Consider the following 19666-nt stretch of genomic DNA (forward strand, 5'->3'; position numbering starts at 1 on the left):
AACCCTGTGTTTGGGGGGACATCGCCCGCGCGCCGGCCATGCCGCGTGCTGTGGTTCGCGGGCGTGTCCGATAGGGGGGACGCTCATGCTGAAGTTCGGGACGCTCTACCGCGCTGTTGCAGCGGTGACGGGGGCCACGCTCGTGGCCGCGATGGTGACCGCGGGCGCGTTGCCGGCACCTGCTGTTGAGGTGCCGCAGTCGACGCTCGCTGTCTCGAAGTCCGACAACCTGGGCGGGCAGACCCTGAAGCCCGGGGCGGACTTCGTCTACGAACTGACGGCGTCGTGCTCGAACATCGAAGTCGACTGCACCGATGTCGTGCTCACCGATGTGCTGCCTGAAGGCATCGACATCACGGCCCTGCCGCAGTCGACGCCCGACCGCACCGTGGAGTTCGTCGAAGCGACCCGCACGCTGACGATCTCGTTCCACAAGAAGACAGACAATCCGGCCGGTGTCGGCCTGCCCGCCGGAAGCCAGGAGGTCTTCGAGGTCGCCGGGCGTCTGCCGGCGAACACCCCGATGCTCTCGGGCGACAAGATCACCAACGTCGCCGAGCTCTCCGGCAGCAACGCTGCGACCGTGACCGACGACGACATCATCGTCGTCGAGGTCCCCAAGGCGGTCACGCCGATCGCGACCAAGAGCTGGACCGAGGGCACGAGCGTCGCCGGCACGAACAACGTGGTCGAGGTGAAGCTCGGCGTCCGCAACGGCTCATCGTCGAGCGCCGCCGTCACGACCTTGAGTGTCGTCGACGACACCGCCGCCACGTACGAGCACTTCGACGCCACGTCGGTCAGCGTCACCACCTTCCCGAAGGGCGCGAACAAGGCCGTGCTGCAGGCGAAGATCGGCGGCAACTGGATGTCGGTGTCCACGCTGAGCGCTGCGGGCACGTTCCCCGGTGCACCGGGCGTCGATCTGGCCTTCGCCACCGGCATCCGCATCGACTTCACGGATGTCGATGACAAGATCCTGCCGTACGACGCCGATGGCGGCGCTGCCACCCTCACGCTCGAGCTGCGCGACACCCTTCGCTCCACCGGCGCCCCGATCGCACCGACCGCGAAGATCCCGGTCGACAACTGTGCGGTCCCGGTGGCTGCGGAAGCCACCGGTGCGCCCGTGCAGGGTGCCGCGGCCTGTTCGGTGCACCAGATCCTGCCCGACACGCTCGTGCTCGAGTCCAAGAAGAGCTTCTTCGCCGACCGCGACGGCAACTTCACGAGGAACACCGGCGAATACGCCGTGATCGGGGAGCACTCCCCGGTCAGCGCGACCGTCTCCGTGCAGAACAAGTCGCCGTTCCCGGTCAGCGAGCTGACGATCACCGAGCCCGACACGACCGTGGCCGGTCAGGAATTCTCCTTCGTCGACGTGAGCAAGATCCGCCTGACCTTCCCCGTCGGATCCTCCAACGCGCAAGTGACCTATACGTTCGCGAACGGCGAGGTACGCACCGTCGACTACGACCCGCGAGCCGGTGGAACAGACCTCGCCATCGCCGACCTCCAGGTCAGCAGTGCGCTGACCAAGGTGTCGGTCAAGTACACGGGCAACGGAGCGGCGATCATCGAGGGTGCGACCGCGGGACTCGGTGTTCACGGCACGCTCAACGACAAGGTCACCGACGCGGATCTCCCCGGCGGCACCAGTCCCGGCGTCTTCAACTGCGCCGCGACCGCCGGCTCGGCGGGACGCACCGACGGCACCGGCGTCGCCGTCGGCCAGGCGTGCGCGACACTGCCCGTGGAAAGCCCGCGACAGACCACCGGCGGCACGAAGACGGTGTCGCAGAACAGCATCCCCGAGGGCCAGCCGATCGTCTTCACCCTGAAGGTCGTCAACAACGGCAACCTCGACCTGGTCACCCCGTCGATCACCGATCCGCGCGTCAACGCGGTGGATGCCCCCGTCTCGGCCGGCAACCCGTTCGCGAGCCTGCGCCTGGTCTCGGCCGGCATCACCCGGCAGGGCAGTCCCGATGCCGACATCCAGGTGTACGACCCGACCGCCGCGAAGTGGGTGCCGTACGCTGCGGGCAACGCTGCGCTGCTGGAGCGTGCCACCGGTGTCCGCGCGGTCGCGCAGGGCAGCCTCGCGCCGACGCAGGGCTTCACCCTGACCCTCGTCACCGAGCGCCGCGCCGGCATTCCGGATGATGCGGTCATCGCCAACTGCTTCGTGACGTCGTCGTCGACGGCCGGCTATGTGCCGGGCGATCCGTCCTGCTCGCCGGAGATCGTGACCGGCCCGCAGTCCGCCGACGTGAACCTGAACAAGATGATCTCTCCGGGTCTCCTCCCGGTGTTCGTTCCCGGGCTCCCGGCACAGAAGGCGGATGTCTCGCTGATGGTGTCCAATACGGGCAACCTGAGTGCGAAGCGGCTGCAGATCACCGACGCCGACGCGGACTTCTTCGACGCCGTCGACTTCATCAAGGTCGCCAAGGTCACCTTCCCGGCCGGTGCGAACCGCGTGACCTTCGACTACCTCGTGGGCTCGACGTGGCACACCACCGGGCCACTTGCCTCGGCAGGCTCGTACCCGCTTCCCTCGGGAGTCGACGCGGACGAGGTGGTCGGCATCCGTGCCACCTTCTCGAGCACGTCCTCCGCCAACGACGGCTACGTGATCACCCCGTGCGCCATCGGCAACGACGCGTGCAAGGGCGTGATCTCGTACACGATCAGCCCGCGCGAGGCGCTGCGCAAGAGCGGCGACGTCGCGAAGCTCGGCGTTCTGACCAACACGGCGACCGCCGGGTACGAGACGCGCCTGCAGGCGCCGGGCACCCTGGCCGAGATCGCCGAGGTCGATGCGACCCTCGAACTCGTCACGGGTACCACTCAGCTCGACGTCGACAAGACGCCCGACACCACTCTGACCCCCGGTGCGAAGACGAGCTTCTTCCTCAAGGTCACCAACACCGGCACCGGCAACATCCCGGGCCTGACGGTGCGCGACCTGATCCCGGCCGGGATGGCGTTCGTCGAGGACTTCGCCGGTGACACGGTCGGCGGCGTCGTTCAGCCCTACAAGATCGTGGACGCGACGATCCCGTCCGGAGCCAAGGCGATCCCCGTGCCGGAGTTCACGGTCGCCCGCGACGGCGAGCGGGTCAGCGGGCTCAGCTGGGACTTCGGCTCCGACTGGCTGTTCGCCCCCGGCGCGCGGTTCACGATCGAGATCCAGGTCGCCCTCGAACCCGGCGTCACGGCCGGGCAGAAGCTGACCAACACGATGGCTGCCGGTTCCACCGTGGTTCCGCCCACACAGTTCACGTGCAAGCGGCCGGGCAGCACCTCCACCGACGGACCGTTCGGTCCCGGCGTGGTGTGCACCGACACGGCGCAATTGTCCGTCAGCGCCGGAGCGGCCTTCGACACCCGCAAGTGGGTCGCCGGAACGCCGGAGCTCGGCTGGTACAACGCCACCACCAAGGAGAACATCCCGACGGGCGACGTCTCCTGCCCCGTCATGGTGCGCGGTGGCGTGAGCTACACGGCGACCCCGTGCATCGCCCTCGTCCACCCGGGTGAGAACTTCTCCTACGTGCTGCGCACGATCAACGCCGGTACCGAGGACGCGTCGCGCGTCGTCATCGCCGACCGTTTCCCCGTGCACGGCGACACCGCGATCCTGTCCGACCAGAAGCGCGGCACCGAGTGGAACAGCGCGCCGACCCTCATCGGCGTTCCGGCGGTCGACGTGCCCGGCACGGCCACCGTCACCACCGGGTTCAGCCACGGCAAGACCCTGTGCACGGCGGACCTCGACATGCGCACGCCGGCCGTCTGCGACGTGGACGACTGGACAGCGGATGCCGCGGGAGCCAGCGGATTCCAGACCTCGGTCGATTTCCCCCAGGGCGCACGCCTCAAGCCCGGCCAGGGCTTCGACATCGCGTTCCAGATGGCGAGCCCCGCCGACGTGAAGCGGGTCTCGGATCCCACTATCGCGTGGAACTCGATCGCGCGCGGTGCCGAGACGATCCGCAGCAACGGGACCGTGCGGCCGCTCGCGCCGCTCGAGCCGATCAAGGTCGGCGTCGGACTCAGTTTCGGAGCGTTCCAGGTCACCAAGACGATCACGAGCAACCCCGGCGGCCTCCCGCTCGACGGCCTCGAGTACGGCTTCGCGTACTCCTGCAGCATGGACGTCAACGGCACCATCGAGGTCGTCCGCGACGGGACCGGCGCAGTCGCGGTCGGCACGCCGACGACCGTGTCCGGCATCCCCTCCAACGCCGTCTGCGACGTGTGGGAGACGGATGCGCACGGGGCTGTGGCATCCCACCCGGAAGCCGATCCGATCACGCTCGACCCGATCGTCGCGCACTTCGGCACCGGCGAGCCCGACCCCGCGTCGGTGCGGACCGCCGCGCTGACGAACGACTTCCCGCTGGCCTCCGTGCCCGTGACCAAGGTCGTCGACGGCGGCGCGGCCGACTTCGCCGACGGCCCGTACACGGTCGAGCTGTCCTGCACGTTCGAGGGCACGCCGGTCACCGGGTCGCCGTTCACGGTGACGCTGACCGAACCCGGCACGAAGAACGTCCAGGTTCCGGTCGGCAGCACGTGCTCCGCCCGGGAGACCGCCCAGGGCAGCGCGACCCATGTGGTCGTCAGCCCGGCGCAGCTTCAGGTCGGCGCCGCGAGTACCGGATTCACCGTGACCAACACGTTCGTCGCGGGATCGCTCGTCATCGGCAAGGAACTCGTCGGAACCGGTGCGAACCTGGCCACCGGAACAGAGTTCGACTTCTCGGTGAGCTGCTCGTTCGACGGCCGTGACGATGTCTACACCGGTTCGGTGACGCTCACCGCCGACGGCACGTCGACGCTGCGGTCGGACCCGATCACCCCGTTGCCGATCGGCGCGGAGTGCCTCGTGACCGAGACGGACAACGGTGGGGCCGACGCCACGCCCGCACCCGTGCAGGTCGTGATCACCGAGAACGCCGACGCGAACACGGTCGTCGCCGGCTTCACGAACGCGTTCTCGGCCGGTTCTCTGGAGGTCGCCAAGGTCCTCGACGGCCCCGCGGCGGGCGAGGACTACGCGACCGACGCCGAGTACGAGCTGCTCGTGACGTGCCAGCGCCCGGACGCGGATGATGAGCTGACCACCGTCTTCGGTGGAACCGTTGTGGTCCGCGCCGGTGACACGATTCCGGTGCTGCACCCGGTCTCCGGCGAGCCGGTGCTGCTGCCGGTCGGCACGCACTGCTTCGCAGAGGAGACCGGCACCGGCCTCGCGACCTCCTGGGAGATCGATCACGACAGCTACGACACCGCGACGATCGTGACGGCGGGTGACCCGGACGAGATCCAGGCCCTCACCATCACGGCGACGAACACCTTCGAGTACGGCGAGGTCGTCGTCGACAAGAGGATCGGCACGAACCCGGATTCTCTCGCGCTGGATGCGACCGAATTCCCGGTGGCGTACCGCTGCGAGATCCCGAACGACGAGACCGGATGGCTCGTCGAGGGCACCGGCGTCATCTCGGTCAACGGGGCGCTCCGCCTCGAGCAGCTCGCGCACACCGCGCGCTGCCTCGTGTGGGAGACCGAGACCGGCGGAGCCCGCTCGAGCCACACGGCCGACAATCCGCTCGAGCTGGTGGTCGACACGACCGACGCGGAGATCGCGCAGGGGGAGATCGTCAACGACTTCGCCGCGGGTGTCCGCCCGGACCTCCCGGCCACAGGCGGATCGCTGCCGTGGCTGGTGCTGGGTGCCGCAGGCGTGCTGTTGCTCGCCGGTGCGCTGGTGCTCTACCTCGGTCGCCGGACACGTCGCAGCTAGTTGCGGAATGCGGGGTGAGCGTCGGATCTCCGACGCTCACCCCGACCGGTCGCCTCGGCGGGTGGGCTAGCCTGGGGATGCCGAGCAGGGGGCCGCATTCGCGGGGGCCGATGCCACCCTGCGGCGCTGTGACCGGGGGGTTTCGTCGTGAGTGATACCACCGCGCCGCCTGGAGCGTCGGCGCGAGGCACGACGTCACCGCGGGTGATGGCGCACCTGATCCCGCGTCCGCGCCTCGAACAGGTGCTCGACCGGGGCGCGCCCGTGACCGTGCTGCGCGGGGCGAGCGGCAGCGGCAAGACCTCGCTGCTGACCCAGTGGGCCGCACGTCAGCCGGCGCCGGTGTGGATCCGCGTGGTCGGCTCCACGGCATCCCGGCCGGCGTTCTGGCGAGCGGTGTTCCTGCGCCTGGCCGAGGAGCCGTACCTTGAGCCCGCGGCGATCGAGGCGCTGGAGACCGTGCGAGCGGCGCTGGAGGAGTCCGGCGATGTGCGGTCGCTGCTGAGGGATGCCGTCGAACGCCTCACCCTGCCGCTCATCCTGATCGTCGATGACGGTGAGCGGATCGCGGATGCCGCCGTCTTCGACGACCTCGCGGCGATGGCCGCGGCATCCGCTCATCTGCGCATCGTGGTCGCTTCGCGCGTGCGGACCCGACTCGAATCGGCCCCCGTCCGCGTGCGGGTGGACGTCGCGGTCATCACGCCGGCGGTGCTGCGCTTCACAGAGTCCGAGACCGAGGCGGCGACCGTCACCGCGGGACTCTCGCGCACGGGGGCGCGCGAGATCCACCGCGGCGCCGGGGGCTCGCCCATGCTGACCCGGGCGATCCTGCTCGCGCTGGTGGAGGCAGCCGCCGCGCCCGGGGCGGAGCGCGACCCGCACGTCATCGCGCTCCATCTGCTCGACGAGCTCGTCACCGAGAGCGGCCTGCCGGAGGCGGTGCGGGAGTGGGCGGTGCGCGTATCGGTCGTCGACGAGCTGACCCCCGCGCTGGCGGAGCTGCTGGTCCCCGGCGGCGACCACTCCGCATCCTTCGACCGCCTCGAACTCGCCGGGTTCGGGGTGTGGAACGAATCCGGCACCCGATTCCAGCTGACCACGGCCGTGCGCGAGGTCTTCCGCGCTCGCCTGGCGGACACCCCGGAGCTCGGGCGGGCGCTCCGCGTCGTCGCCGCCCGGTGGGCGCTGGCCGAAGGAGACGCGCTGGCCGCGCTGGAGAGCGCGCTGGAGGCCGACGACCTCGCGCTGGCGAGCTCGGTGGCGCTGCAGCACTGGCCGGACCTCGTGGCGCTGCACCACAGTCGCGTCATCGCTCTGGTGACCGCCGTCCCGATGACCGAGCTGCGGCGGTGGCCGCTGCTGAGCATGCTCGTCGCCCTCGCTTACCACTCGACCGGCGTCAATCGGGTCCGCGCGGCGCAGTTCTTCACGCTCTCGGTCGAGGGCTCCCGCGCACAGCGCGACGGCGCGGCGCCCTCCGAGCAGATGCTGCTGTCGGCGCTCGAGAACGCGGCGCTGCGGGTGACCGGCCGTGTCGACGCGGCCGTGCGCGCGGCGGATCGCTCGGAAGACCTCTACTCGACGCTGGCGACGGATACTGCATTCGACGATCTGCGCCGCACGGTCGTGCTGGCGCGCAAGCACAACGCGGTCACGTTCGGCGTCGCCGGACGCACGGAGAAGGCGCTCGAGGTGCTGGCCTCCATCGATGCGACGGGGATGCCGCAGGTCTCGGTACTGACGGTCGCCGCCGCGATCCGGGCACAGTCGGGCGAGCTCGACCATGCGCGGTCGCTGCTTGCGGACGCGCGCACGATCCCGTGGCCGACGGGGTGGACCGAGAGCTACAACGCGGCGCAGTACCGCGTCGCGCGGGCGGTGCTGGCGATGGAGGAGTTCGAGTTCGCGGCGGCCGACGCGCACCTCGCCGCGCTCGACGCGCACTACGACAACATCGAGCACTGGCCCACGATCGTGCGATTGCGCACGGGCATCGATCTGGCTGTCGGCGAGGCGGAGCGGGCGGAGCGACGGCTGCACGAGGCCACGCCGCGGCGTGCTCTGATCGGCCGACACGAGCGGGCCGAACTGGATGCCGTGCAGGGCGACGTGCTGGCGATGCTCGGCCGAGGCCGCGCCGCCGACAGGCTGCTCACCGCCCACGGGCGCACGCCCGTGACCCTGCTGGCGCGCGCCCGCGTCGCGCTCGTCGCGGATGATCCGCACGCCGCCCTCGGCCTGCTGCGCACCCTCGATCGCCCCGGTCGATTGTCGCCGCGGCTCCGCGCCCAGCTGTACCTGGGGCGGGCCGCCGCTGCGACACGACTCGGGCTCGGGACTCCCGCGCAACGGGACTCGGATGCCGCTGTCCAGCTCCTGCTGGCGACCGGAATGCGCCTCCCGCTGCTGTCGCTGCCGCCCGCCGACCGGGACGTCATGATCGCGCGCATCGTGGCACAGGCGCCGGCATTCTCCTGGCCGGCGGACCTGACCGTCGCACCGGTGGGAGATGTCACTAGCGACGGCGGCGGATTGACCGAGCGTGAGCTCGTGGTGCTGCGCGCCGCCTCGGGGGGAGAACCGCTCAGCGCGGTCAGCGAGCGGCTCCACGTCTCGCTGCACACGGTCAAGAGCCAGCTGGGCAGCGTCTATCGCAAGCTCGGCGTGAGGTCCCGCCGGGAGGCCATCGCCGAGGCGGTCGCGCGCGAGCTGCTCTGACCCGGACTCAGTCCTGCGGGAGCAGCCGGATGGTCGCCGTCGCCGAAAGCGCGTCGGTGACGGGATCCACGACCGGTGCTCCGTAGCGGTCGTACTTCGCGTGATAGGCGGCGTCGAGTGCCGCGTGGGTGGCCGCATCCTGCGCGTCGATCACCTCGAACGCGACGTCCCGCTCGATGCCCCCGGCGCTGATGCGGCCTTCGCCGCTCGCGATCGCGCGACGGAACCACGGGTTCGTGCCGCCGTGCGCGGAGCGGACGTAGACGTCGTCGCCCACCCGCACCACCCAGATCGTGATGAAAGGCCGCAACGTGCCGTCGGGGCGGCGCGATGCGATCTCGAGCTCTTCGGCGCGGCCGATGCGGTCGAGGTCCTGCGGGGTCCATTCGGTCATGCCACGACACTACGGACCGGCGCGCCCGGCGACCAGGTACCGGCAGTACCTCCCTGGCCCGCGGCGCGGGGCGTACGGTCGAAGCATGGACAACTCGAGCGAGGTGCGCGACTTCCTCTCCACCCGTCGCGCGCGCATCACCCCCGACCGGGCCGGGCTGCCGGCCTACGGCGGGAACCGCCGTGTCGCCGGTCTCCGCCGTGAAGAGGTGGCGCTGCTGGCCGGCGTCAGCGTCGACTACTACACGCGCCTCGAACGCGGCAATCTGAGCGGAGTGTCCGAGTCCGTGCTGGACGGACTCGCGCGGGCGCTGCAGCTGGATGATGCCGAGACGGCGCACCTGTTCGACCTCGCCCGTGAAGCCAACGCCTCACCGGTCGCGCGTCGACGGCCGAAGCGTGCCGACGGGCTTCGTCCCAGCATCCTGCGCCTGCTCAACGCCATGACGGATGCGCCGGCGCTCGTGCGCAACAACTACTTCGACTACGTCGGCGCCAACCCGCTCGGGCGGGCGCTGTACGCCCCGACCTTCTCGGATCCGCACCCGAACAGTGCGCGATTCGCGTTCCTGAACCCGGCCGCGCAGGAGTTCTACCCCGATTGGGACCGGGTCACGCAGGAGCTCGCCGCGACGCTGCGCGGAGAAGCGGGCCGCAACCCCTACGACAAGCGCCTCACCGACCTCGTCGGCGAGCTGTCCACGCGCAGCGAGCGGTTCCGGACGCTGTGGGCGGCGCACAACGTCCGCTACCACCGCACCGGCGTCAAACGCCTCCACCATCCGATCGTGGGTGACCTCGAGCTGACATACGAGGCCTTCGACCTGCCCGCCGATCCGGGGCTCGCGCTCTCGACCTATACCGCCGAACCCGGCTCCGCCTCGGAGGACGCCCTCCGTCTGCTGGCCAGCTGGGTCGCGAGCCAGGCGCCCGTTCCCGACCCCGCCCCGCAGCCGGCGGGCGACTGACTCAGCCGGCCAGAGCGCGGTGGACGGATGCCACGGCGCTGGAGCCTTCGCCCACGGCAGCGGCGACACGTTTCATCGACCCGCGCCGGACATCGCCGGCGGCGAAGACGCGCGGGGTGGAGGTCTCGAACGGCAGCGGCTCGCGTCCGAGCGCCTGCCATTGGTCGAGCGTCTGCACAGCGACATCGGTGCCCGTGCGCAGGAAGCCCTCCTCGTCGCGATCGAGCGACGCCAGCCACGTGGTCGCGGGTTCGGCGCCGATGAAGCAGAACAACCCTCGGGCGTCGACCTCGCCGACGCTGTCGATCCGCACACGCTCGAGCGCGCTGCCGCCCTCGAGTCCCACGACGCGCGACCCGGTGTGCACTTCGACCCGCGGATCCTCATGAAGCCGATCGACCAGGTACGACGACATCCTCCCGCCGAGATCATCGCCGCGGACCACAAGCCGCACCGGGCAGCCGTTGGCCGCGAGATACAGCGCCGCCTGCCCGGCGGAGTTCGCACCGCCGACCACCACGACCGGCGACTCGCGCACCTGTCGGAGCTCGAGCTGGGTTGCGGCGTAGTAGATGCCGGCACGCTCGAATTCCGTCCAGCGATCCAGGTCGAGTCTCCGATAGGCCGCGCCGGCGGTCACGATCGCGGTGCGGGTGCGAATGAGGCGACCATCGCTGAGCGTGACGTCCAACTCGCGGCCCACCGGGGTCAGGGCGACCGCCTCGCACGGGGCGTACACGCGCACGCCGAACTTGAGCGCCTGCAGCGACGCCTGGCCGATGAGGTCGCTGCCGCTGACGCCGAAGGGAAAGCCGAGGAAATTCTCGATGCGGGATGTCGCGGCTGCCTGTCCACCCGGAGCCACGGCGTCCAGCAGTACGGTGCTCAGCCCTTCCGAGGCGCCGTAGATGGCGGCGGCGAGCCCCGCGGGCCCTCCGCCGATCACGACCAGATCGACGACTTCATCGGCGTGCGCCTGATAGCTGAGGCCGAGACGCTCGGCCACGAGCCCGGGAGTCGCCCGGAGCAGCGGCTCCCCTTGGATGAACGCGACGGGCAGGTCGTCCTGGGTGATGCCGTGCCCGGACAGCGTGCCGAGGTCGCCGGAGTTCATTTCGACAGCGGTGTGCACCAGGTCGAGTCGTTCGGCGAATCGCCGTAACGCGAGGAACTGACTGGAGGAGGCAGGACCGACGAACTTGAGGGTGTAGGCGGCCGGACCGTGGCGCAGGCTCTCGCGGCGCGCCCACAGTGCACGCAGGATCACATCGCACAGTTCGTCGTCCTCGGACATCAAGCGCCGCAGCTCCTGCCGTGTGACGCGGAGCATGCGCCCCGCTTCCGTCACGCGCGCCGAGAGGAAGGCGCCCTGCCCGTTGAGGAGACCGAGCTCGCCGACGAACGACCGCGGACCCATGTGCGCGAGCACGGCTTCGTCGAACCATCCCAGCGAGTCGCGGACGACCTCGACCGCACCGGTCTCGATCAGGATCAGGTCGTAGTCGGCATCCCCGGAGCGGAACACGTAGTCGCCGACCGCGACATCCTGCGGCGTGCCGAACGCGGTGAGCCGCGTCCACTGCGCGTCCGTGAGGAGGGGCATCTGCACCAGATCTGCCGTCATGATCCGAGGCTAGTCACGCACGGTCGCGGGGTCGATGGGGGTGGCCGGCGCGACGATGGCGTTCGACGCCCGATAGACTGGAACCCTGCTCGACCACGTCGGTCGAGGTGGTCGCACGCCCCGCGCGTGGCGATCCGAGGCTCGAAACCTCCGGCATCCGTCAAAAGAACCCGGAGGTTTCTTCATGTCTACAGCCATGTCTTCCCGCACTCGCTGGTGGGCCCTGTTCGTCCTCTCGCTGACCCAACTGGTGGTCGTGCTCGACGGCACGATCGTCAACATCGCACTGCCGCAGGCGCAGGCCGACCTCGGCCTCACCGACGGCCAGCGGCAATGGGTCATCACGGCCTACGCGCTCGCGTTCGGCGCGCTCCTGCTCCTCGGCGGCCGGATCGCGGACTACTGGGGTCGCAAGCGCACGTTCATGGTCGGGATGATCGGGTTCGGTCTCGCGTCCGTCTACGGCGGGCTCGCGCAGAACGGTATCGAGCTCATCATCGCGCGCGGTCTGCAGGGCGCGTTCGCCGCGATGCTCGCACCCGCGGCGCTCGCACTGCTCACGGTCACCTTCCCGTCCGGTCGGGACCGCAACACGGCGTTCGCCGTCTTCGGCACCATCGCCGGTGCGGGCGCTGCAGTCGGCCTGCTGCTCGGCGGCGTGCTCACCGAGTTCGCCGACTGGAGGTGGTGCCTGCTCGTCAACGTCTTCTTCGTGATCGTCGGTGTTATCGGCGCGCTCCTGTTCCTCACCGAGAGCAAGGCGGAGGGCGACAACAAGTACGACCTCGTCGGCGCGGTCGTCGTGATCCTCGGCCTGGGGTCGCTGGTCTACGGGTTCAGCCTCGCCGAAGCAGGATGGGGTCGGCTCGACACCGTCGGCTTCCTGGTCCTGGGAGTGATCCTTCTGGCGCTGTTCGTCTGGATCGAGTCCCGCGTCGCCCAGCCTCTGCTGCCCCTCCGGATCGTCGCCGACAAGGTGCGCGGTGGAGCCTTCCTGATCCAGGCCGTCGCCGGCAGCGTGATGATCGGCGCGACGCTGTACCTCACGCTGCATCTGCAGATCGTGATGCAGATGTCGGCGCTCATGTCGGGACTCGCGAGCCTCCCGCTGACCGCTGCCATCATGATCGTCGCTCCGTTCGCGACGAAGCTGCTGCCCCGGATCGGGCCGCGCCCGCTGCTGATCGCGGGCCCGCTCTTCGTCTCGGTCGCCTTGCTCTACCTGAGCCGCATCACCGCCGATGGCTCTTACGCCGTTCAGGTGCTGCCCGGTCTGATCGTGATGGGCGTCGGCATGGCGATGATCTTCGTCCCGCTGCAGAACCTCGCCCTCGCCGGTGTCGCCCCGCACGACGCGGGTGCGGCATCCGCCACCGCCAACTCGGCGATGCAGATCGGCGGCTCGATCGGACTCTCGGTGTTCACGGCGGTGTACATCTCCGCGGTGGGCGAGGCCTCACCGACAGACCTCGCCGCACTCGCGGACGGCTACGGCGCCACCTTCGTCGTCGCCGCGATCGGCATGGTCGTCGCCTCCGGTATCGCGATCGGTCTCATCCGCGGCGACAAGTCGGTGCTGCTGCCCGACAGCTCGCAGCCGGTGCTCGCGCACGCCTGATTCCGTCTCCGGCGCCCGACCGCCGGGGCCCGGCGCTCAGCCGTTGCGCGAGCGCCGGGCATCGGCGCGGATGGCGCTGAAATCGCCCGGCGACCCGTGCACCGCCCGCTGGACGGTGTCGAAGATCCAGTCCAGTGCAGCCACGTGCTGGGTCGTCGCGCGCTTGAACAGCGAGACCTCGACGCCCGCGACCGCGAACGGCAGGTCGCGGACGGCGAGCGGCCAGGACGTCGCCCACGCCGAGGCGATGGTGTCGGGCACCGTCGCGATGAGGTCCGTCGTGCCGGCCAGGAGCGGCGGCAGCGACGCGAAGTGGGTGACTGTCACCGGGGCATCGATCGTCACGCCCAGCCGCGCCAGGGCAGCCTGCAGGTTCGGGCGTCCGGAGTCGCCGCTGACGGTGACGTGGGATGCCGCGACATACGATGCGAGGTCGATCCCCTTGGCCGCCAGGGGGTGGCGCTCCGACATCAGTACGGCGTAGCCCTGGGACTTCAGCTTGACGCTCTCGAACTCGCCCGCGACCGGGGACGAGGTGACGGCGAGGTCGATCGTGCCCTTCGCGAGCCACTCCGGCAGGGCGCGCGTGTCGAGCGGGACGGCCTCGATCCGAACGTGCGGTGCGACCCGCCGCACGGCCTGCAGCAGCTCCGGGAAGTAGCCCACCTCACCGAGCTCGGACAGTGCGATGCGGAAGTGCCGATCGGATGCCGCGGGGTCGAACCCGTGCACCGAGCCGATGGTGCGATCGATCTTCTGCAGGGCATCGCGGAACGCGGGGAACAGGCTCTCGGCGAGGGGAGTGGGCACCATGAGCCGCCCGGACCGCTCGAACAGCGGATCGTCGAACGCCTGCCGCAGCCGGGCGACCGCCTGGCTCGTCGCCGGCTGCGTGACGTAGAGCCGCGCGGCGGCCGCGGTGAGGCTGCGCGTCTCGTACACGGCCACGAACGTGCGCAGCAGGTTGAGGTCCATCCGATTCCGCCTTCGGTCGGCTTAGCGCGCGTGTGCGAACTATAAGCAGCAATTATGCCGGAGGCTCTTGCGGATACGTAGCCTGGGATCGAGATGATCGCGGATGCCGCGGCATCCTGAACGAAGGAGTTCCCATGACCGAGTCCCTCGCCGCCGCGATCGAGCGCGTCGGCAGTGCCGTGCAGCTGCTGCGCAACGCACCCGCCCTCCCGACCGTCTTCCCGGTGACGCCGGAGTTCAGCAACTGGCGCTCCGAGCAGCAGTCCTGGCGCAGCTCGGTCGCGCTGCTGGACCAGTCGCACCACATGACAGACCTGTTCCTCACCGGACCGGACGCCCTCAAGCTGCTCAGCGACGTGGGCGTGAACAGCTTCGCGAACTTCCAGGTCGACAACGCCAAGCAGTTCATCGCGGTCAACTCCGACGGCTACCTGATCGGCGACGCGATCCTCTTCTACCTCGCCGAGGAGTCCTTCGACCTCGTCGGCCACCCCATGGTGATCGACTGGGTGCAGTTCCACCTCGAGACCGGCGACTACGACGCGACGTTCGAGCGCGACGGCAACTCGATCGTGCGCGCCGGCGACCCGAAGCTGTACCGCTACGAGCTGCAGGGCCCGAACGCCCTCGCGCTCATGGAGAAGGTCACGGGGGCACCCGTGCCACCGACGAAGTTCTTCCACATGGCGACGTTCACCATCGACGGACTCACCGTCCGCTCGCTCCGCCACGGCATGGCCGGTCAGCCCGGCTTCGAGCTGTTCGGACCGTGGGCCGAGGGGGAGCGCGTCCGCAGCGCCCTGATCGCGGCGGGCGCCGACCTCGATCTGGTGCTGGTGGGCTCGAAGGCCTACTCGTCCGCCAACCTCGAGTCGGCGTGGGTGCCGTCGCCGCTGCCGGCGATCTTCACCGGCGAGGGCTCGGATGCCTACCGCGAGTGGCTGCCCGTCGCGCGGGCCGGCTCGCTCGCCGGCAGCCTGCACTCCGACGACATCACCGACTACTACGTCACCCCGTACGACATCGGCTACGGCCGCAGCGTCGCATTCGACCACGACTTCATCGGCCGTGAGGCCCTCGAGCGCCACGCGGCCGCGCAGGACCGCACGAAGGTCACGCTGGTGTGGAACGCGGATGACGTGGCCAGCGCCATCGAATCGCTCATGCAGCCGGGCCTCCCGGCCAAGTACATCGACTTCCCGAAGGCCCGTTACGGGCTCTACCAGGTCGACCGCGTGCTGATCGACGGCGCGGACGTCGGCATCTCGCACGACGCGGGCTACATCACCAACGAGCAGGCGTTCGTGTCGCTCGCGAGCATCGCCACCGCCCACGCCGCACCCGGCACGGCGGTCGAGGTCATCTGGGGCGAGGAGCCCAACTCCAACAAGCCGGCCGTGGAACGCCACCGCCAGGTGCGCATCCGTGCCACGGTCGAGCCGGCGCCGTACTCGCGCTTCGCCCGGGAGAACTACCGCACCACCTGATCCGCACCCGCGGGTGTCGTTACGCTGGGCCGCGTGGACCCCATCGTGAGCACGCTCGTCATCCTGGTGCTCGCCATCGCCGCGTTCCTGAGCAATCGCATTCCGCTCGGGATCGTGGCGATCGGCGTCTCACTCGCGCTGTTCTTCACCGGGGTGCTCACGCTCCCCGAGGCGCTCGCGGGCTTCGGGGACCCGACGGTGCTGTTCATCGCGGCCCTGTTCGTGGTCAGCGAGTCGCTCGACTCCACCGGCGTGACCGCCTGGGCCGGGCAGAAGGTGATCGGTCGCGCGGGCACGGGACGCAAGACGCTGCTGGTCGTGATCAGCCTGATGGTGGCGCTGGCGACCGCGCTGATCAGCATCAACGGCGCGGTCGCCGCGCTGCTCCCGCTGGTGGTGGTGGTGGCCGCACGGGCCGGCATCCCATCGTCCCAACTGCTGATGCCGCTCGCGTTCGCCGCGCACGCCGGCTCGCTGCTCCTGCTCACGGGCACGCCGGTCAACATCCTCGTCTCGGACTTCGCCGAGGGAGCCGGCGGTCGGGCGTTCGGCTACTTCGAGTTCGCGCTCGTCGGGCTTCCGCTGCTGGCCGGCACCATCGTCATCCTGCTGCTGTTCGGGCGGCGCCTGCTGCCGAACCGCAGTGGCGGGGAGATGCCGCTCGACCTCGTCCGGCATACGCGCCTGCTGCGTTCGCAGTACTCGCTGAGCCTGGATACCGGGATGCTGGTGGGCGCCGTGAACGGGGTCACCGAGTTCGTCATCGCGCCGCGCTCGCCGCTGATCGGCACGAAGGTCTACCCCGGGATGGCCACCCCGACGGGGGATCTCGTCGTGCTCGCCGCGCGCCGGGGCGACGAGCAGCTGCGCGGGAAGGATGTCACGCTGCAGGCCGGCGATGCCCTGCTGCTGCAGGGGTCGTGGGACGACCTGGCCCGTCACGCGGAGAAGCCCGGGCTGCTGGCGGTCGATTCCCCCGCGCAGCTGCGCCGTTCCGCACCGCTGGGCGGCCGGGCCGTCGCCGCCCTCGTCATCCTCGGGGCCATGGTGATCCTCCTCGCCACCGGCTTGGTGCCGCCCGCCGTCGCGGCGCTGCTGGCGGCGTGCGCGCTCGTGCTCACGCGCACTGTGAGTGTCACGCAGGCGTACCACTCGATCTCCTGGACCACCGTCGTGCTCATCGCGGGGATGATCCCGCTGTCGACCGCCTTCATCCGCACCGGCACGGCCGACCTCGTCGCGGGCTGGCTGCTGGACGCGGTGGGCGGTGCGGGTCCGCACGTCGTGCTGCTCGCGCTGTGCGTGCTCACGCTGCTGCTCGGTCAGTTGATCAGCAACACCGCGACCGTGCTGATCATCGCACCGATCGCGCTCTCGGTGGCTGCCACCCTGAGTCTGTCGGTACAGCCGTTCATGATGGCGCTCACCGTCGCGGGGGCGGCGGCGTTCTTCACGCCGATCGCGACGCCGGCCAACCTGATGGTGATGCAGCCGGGCGGGTACCGGTTCGGCGACTACTGGAAGCTCGGGCTGCCGCTCGCACTGCTGTTCCTGGGCGTCGCGGTCTACTACGTGCCGCTGATCTGGCCGTTCTGACGAAACGGGGAACGGCCGAGGCATCCGCCCCGGCCGTTCCCCGTGCGCCTGGTCTCAGGCAGCGGACCAGCCGCCGTCGCTCGCGAGCACGACACCGTTGATGTTCACGCCGTCGTCGCTGAGCAGGAAGGTGATGGATGCCGCCAGCGCCTCGGCCTCGGCCGCACCCGGGAGGATCGCCATCGCCAGCTGCACGCGCTCCGCGCCGAGGGGCGAGGCGAACTTCGCCTCGATGTTGGTGATCGTGGCGCCGGGGGCGACGGCGTTCACGCGCAGGCCGCTGGGGCCGTACATGAACGCGGTGCTCTTGGTCAGGCCCACGACGGCGTGCTTGGACGCCGTGTAGGCGGCACCGGCCGCCGAACCGCGCAGTGCGGCCTCGGAGGCGGTGTTCACGATCGATCCGCCGCCCTGGGCCATCATCACGGGAATGACGGCGCGCATCAGCTTCATGGTGCCGTCCACGTTCACGCGGAAGACGCGCTCCCACACGGCATCCGACATCTCGCCCACGGGCGTCATGTCGTCCATGATCCCCGCGATGTTGGCGAGGCCGTCGATGGTGCCGTCGGCCGCCTCGACGATGCGCGTGATGGCAGCGTCGTCGGTGATGTCGGCCACCATCGCCACGATGTCGGCACCGGCGTGCTCGGCGACGAACTCGTCGAGGCGCTCCTGGCTGACGTCGACGGCGATGACGCGGCCGCCCTCGCGCACGATGCGCGAGGCGGTGGCGCGGCCGATGCCGGATCCGGCGCCGGTCACGATGACGGTCCGGCCGGTGAAGCGGCCCTGGTCGATGCGCTCGGTCCACTCGCGGAGGGCGACGGCGGGGGCTGCGCTCTCGGCGGCGGCGGTGTCTTCGGCCACGGGGGCGGACCCGGTCGGCACGTCACCGGCGGCGGCACGGCGGACGAGGTCGTCGAGCATCTCCTGTGTGAACGCGCCGCGGCTCATCTTCACGAGTCGCTTGATCGCGAGACGACTCACGGGCTTGAAGACGTCGGGGCTCTGGCCGCCCTGGGCGAGCATGTCGGTGAGGATCGCGCTGCCCACGGGGTCGGCGAGCCAAGTGGCGATGGAGGAGTCGCCGGAGAGCGGCTGTGCAGATGTAGCCATGATGTTCCCTTCTACCGGACAAGTATGTCCGGTAATAGGATACACCCGTGGAACCACGTGAGGCAGGGGCACCGAAGGCCAATCGTGGTCGCGCCGCGGGACCGGAGAATCGGCGCGCCCTGATGGCCGCCGCGCGCGAGGTCTACGCCGAAGCGGGCCTCAATGCGCCGTTCAGCGCGGTCGCCAAGCGCGCCGGTGTCGGGCAGGGCAGTCTGTATCGCCACTTCCCCGATCGCACCGCGCTCGCCGTCGCCGTGTTCGACGAGAACGTCGGCGAGCTGGAGCTCTTCGCGGCAGTCGACGGGCGTACCCTCGACGACCTCCTCGACCGGGTCGTGGACCAGGCGATGGTCTCCACCGCGTTCATCGATCTGCTCGCGGGAGACCCGCACAATCCGATCGTGCAGCACCTCGGCGGACGCTATCGTGACGTCGTGGTGGCGCTGCTGGACCGGGAGCGCGCGGCGCGCCACGTGTCCGCCGATGTCGAGGCCGAAGACGTGCTGCTGGCGACCGAGATGCTGGCGACCGCGATCGCGCGCAGTGATCCGGACATGCGCCCCGATGTTGCGCGTCGCGGCCGCGCGATCTTCCACGCCGCGCTCACCGCGCGGCGGCCCGCGGCCTGAACTCCGACGGTCCTATTCGGCGGCGTCGGGACGGAGCAGTCGCTCCAGCAGTCGGAGGCCCGCTTCCTGGGGTGCGTCAGGATCCAGCAGCCACTGGGTCTGCAGGCCGTCGGAGGCGGCGATGACCAGGGCTGCCACGGCATCCGGATCCATGTCGCGACGCATCCGTCCGGCTTCCTGCCTACGCCGCACATTCTCGGCCAGCTCTTCGCGGATCCGCGCGAACCGGGTCGTGGCGAACTCCGTGGCGTACGGATGTCCGTCCTCCAGTGCCGTGGCCACGAGCGTCGAATAGAGCTGCACGAGGCCCGGCACCTCGCGGTTGCGGGCGGCCGAGGTGGTCATGATCTCGACGACGGAGGAGTCGGGTGCAGCGGGATGCTGAGCATCGAGCTGCCGCGATGACTCCAGGTAGACCTCGACGAGGAGTTCTTCGCGCGAGTGGAAGTAGTGCGACAGTGCCGCGTGGGAGACCCCGATCTCTGCGGCGATCGAGCGCAGGCTGGTGCGCTCGGCGCCGCGGCGCGCGAACACCTCGATGGCGCGATCGAGGATCTCCTGGCGGCGCGCGAGTCCCTTCGCGTAAGAGCCTTTCGCCCGTGCGGAGGCGGGACTGTCGGGCTCTTCGGTCATGCTGGCATCCTACTCGGACAAAAACCTCCACATGGAGGTTTTGTCTGTTAGCGTGTTGATGTGCGGGCCGGAGAGGCCCGATCAA

12 protein-coding genes are annotated in these 19666 nt (G+C 70.0%); 7 read left to right on the forward strand and 5 right to left on the reverse strand.

The annotated features are described in order from the left end of the window. Nucleotides 1-85: 85 nt before the first annotated feature. Complete coding sequence (locus tag ASD65_RS14845; RefSeq protein ID WP_056223801.1) at nt 86-5818, forward strand: DUF5979 domain-containing protein; 5733 nt, start codon at nt 86-88, stop codon at nt 5816-5818. Between the two features lie 147 nt (nt 5819-5965). Then, nucleotides 5966-8539 (forward strand): LuxR C-terminal-related transcriptional regulator, encoded by a 2574-nt coding sequence (locus tag ASD65_RS14850; protein ID WP_156378889.1) that lies wholly within the window; start codon nt 5966-5968, stop codon nt 8537-8539. Nucleotides 8540-8546: 7 nt separating this feature from the next. Here the strand turns inward: ASD65_RS14850 and ASD65_RS14855 are convergent, their stop codons facing one another. Next, entirely contained in the window at nt 8547-8933 is a 387-nt protein-coding gene (locus tag ASD65_RS14855) for a DUF2255 family protein (protein WP_056223803.1), read from the reverse strand. 85 nt (nt 8934-9018) lie between these two features. Here ASD65_RS14855 and ASD65_RS14860 point away from each other — a divergent pair, with 85 nt between their 5' ends. After that, on the forward strand, nt 9019-9900 hold the full coding sequence (locus tag ASD65_RS14860; protein ID WP_056223804.1) for a helix-turn-helix transcriptional regulator: 882 nt from the start codon (nt 9019-9021) through the stop codon (nt 9898-9900). A 1-nt stretch (nt 9901) separates the two neighbouring features. Here ASD65_RS14860 and ASD65_RS14865 read toward each other — a convergent pair whose 3' ends face one another. After that, nucleotides 9902-11524, reverse strand: a complete 1623-nt coding sequence (locus tag ASD65_RS14865; RefSeq protein WP_056223805.1) for an FAD-dependent oxidoreductase — start codon at nt 11522-11524, stop codon at nt 9902-9904. A gap of 196 nt (nt 11525-11720) precedes the next feature. Between ASD65_RS14865 and ASD65_RS14870 the strand changes: the two genes are divergently transcribed. Then, a complete protein-coding gene (locus ASD65_RS14870; protein WP_056223806.1) occupies nt 11721-13142 on the forward strand; it encodes an MFS transporter in 1422 nt (473 codons plus the stop codon). A gap of 36 nt (nt 13143-13178) precedes the next feature. Here the strand turns inward: ASD65_RS14870 and ASD65_RS14875 are convergent, their stop codons facing one another. Further along, nucleotides 13179-14117: a LysR family transcriptional regulator gene (locus ASD65_RS14875; protein ID WP_056223807.1), complete on the reverse strand. Its 939-nt coding sequence runs from the start codon at nt 14115-14117 to the stop codon at nt 13179-13181. 134 nt (nt 14118-14251) lie between these two features. On the opposite strand from ASD65_RS14875, the gene ASD65_RS14880 reads away from it, so the two are divergent. Together ASD65_RS14880 and ASD65_RS14885 are read left to right on the forward strand one after the other, a co-directional pair. Beyond that, nucleotides 14252-15604, forward strand: coding sequence for an aminomethyltransferase family protein (locus ASD65_RS14880; protein ID WP_056223808.1), 1353 nt, complete (start codon nt 14252-14254; stop codon nt 15602-15604). 33 nt (nt 15605-15637) lie between these two features. Beyond that, nucleotides 15638-17200: an SLC13 family permease gene (locus tag ASD65_RS14885; RefSeq protein ID WP_056223809.1), complete on the forward strand. Its 1563-nt coding sequence runs from the start codon at nt 15638-15640 to the stop codon at nt 17198-17200. A gap of 54 nt (nt 17201-17254) precedes the next feature. On the opposite strand, the gene ASD65_RS14890 is transcribed toward ASD65_RS14885, so the two are convergent. Continuing rightward, the gene (locus tag ASD65_RS14890; protein WP_056223810.1) at nt 17255-18319 is read right to left on the reverse strand and encodes an SDR family NAD(P)-dependent oxidoreductase; all 1065 of its coding nucleotides are present in this window, start codon (nt 18317-18319) and stop codon (nt 17255-17257) included. Nucleotides 18320-18366: 47 nt separating this feature from the next. Here ASD65_RS14890 and ASD65_RS14895 point away from each other — a divergent pair, with 47 nt between their 5' ends. Then, nucleotides 18367-18948, forward strand: a complete 582-nt coding sequence (locus ASD65_RS14895) for a TetR/AcrR family transcriptional regulator (protein WP_056223811.1) — start codon at nt 18367-18369, stop codon at nt 18946-18948. A 12-nt stretch (nt 18949-18960) separates the two neighbouring features. On the opposite strand, the gene ASD65_RS14900 is transcribed toward ASD65_RS14895, so the two are convergent. Then, nucleotides 18961-19581, reverse strand: a complete 621-nt coding sequence (locus ASD65_RS14900; RefSeq protein ID WP_056223812.1) for a TetR/AcrR family transcriptional regulator — start codon at nt 19579-19581, stop codon at nt 18961-18963. Between the last annotated feature and the right edge of the window lie 85 nt (nt 19582-19666).

Origin of the sequence: Microbacterium sp. Root61, from assembly GCF_001427525.1 — a bacterium.
GTDB lineage: Bacteria > Actinomycetota > Actinomycetes > Actinomycetales > Microbacteriaceae > Microbacterium.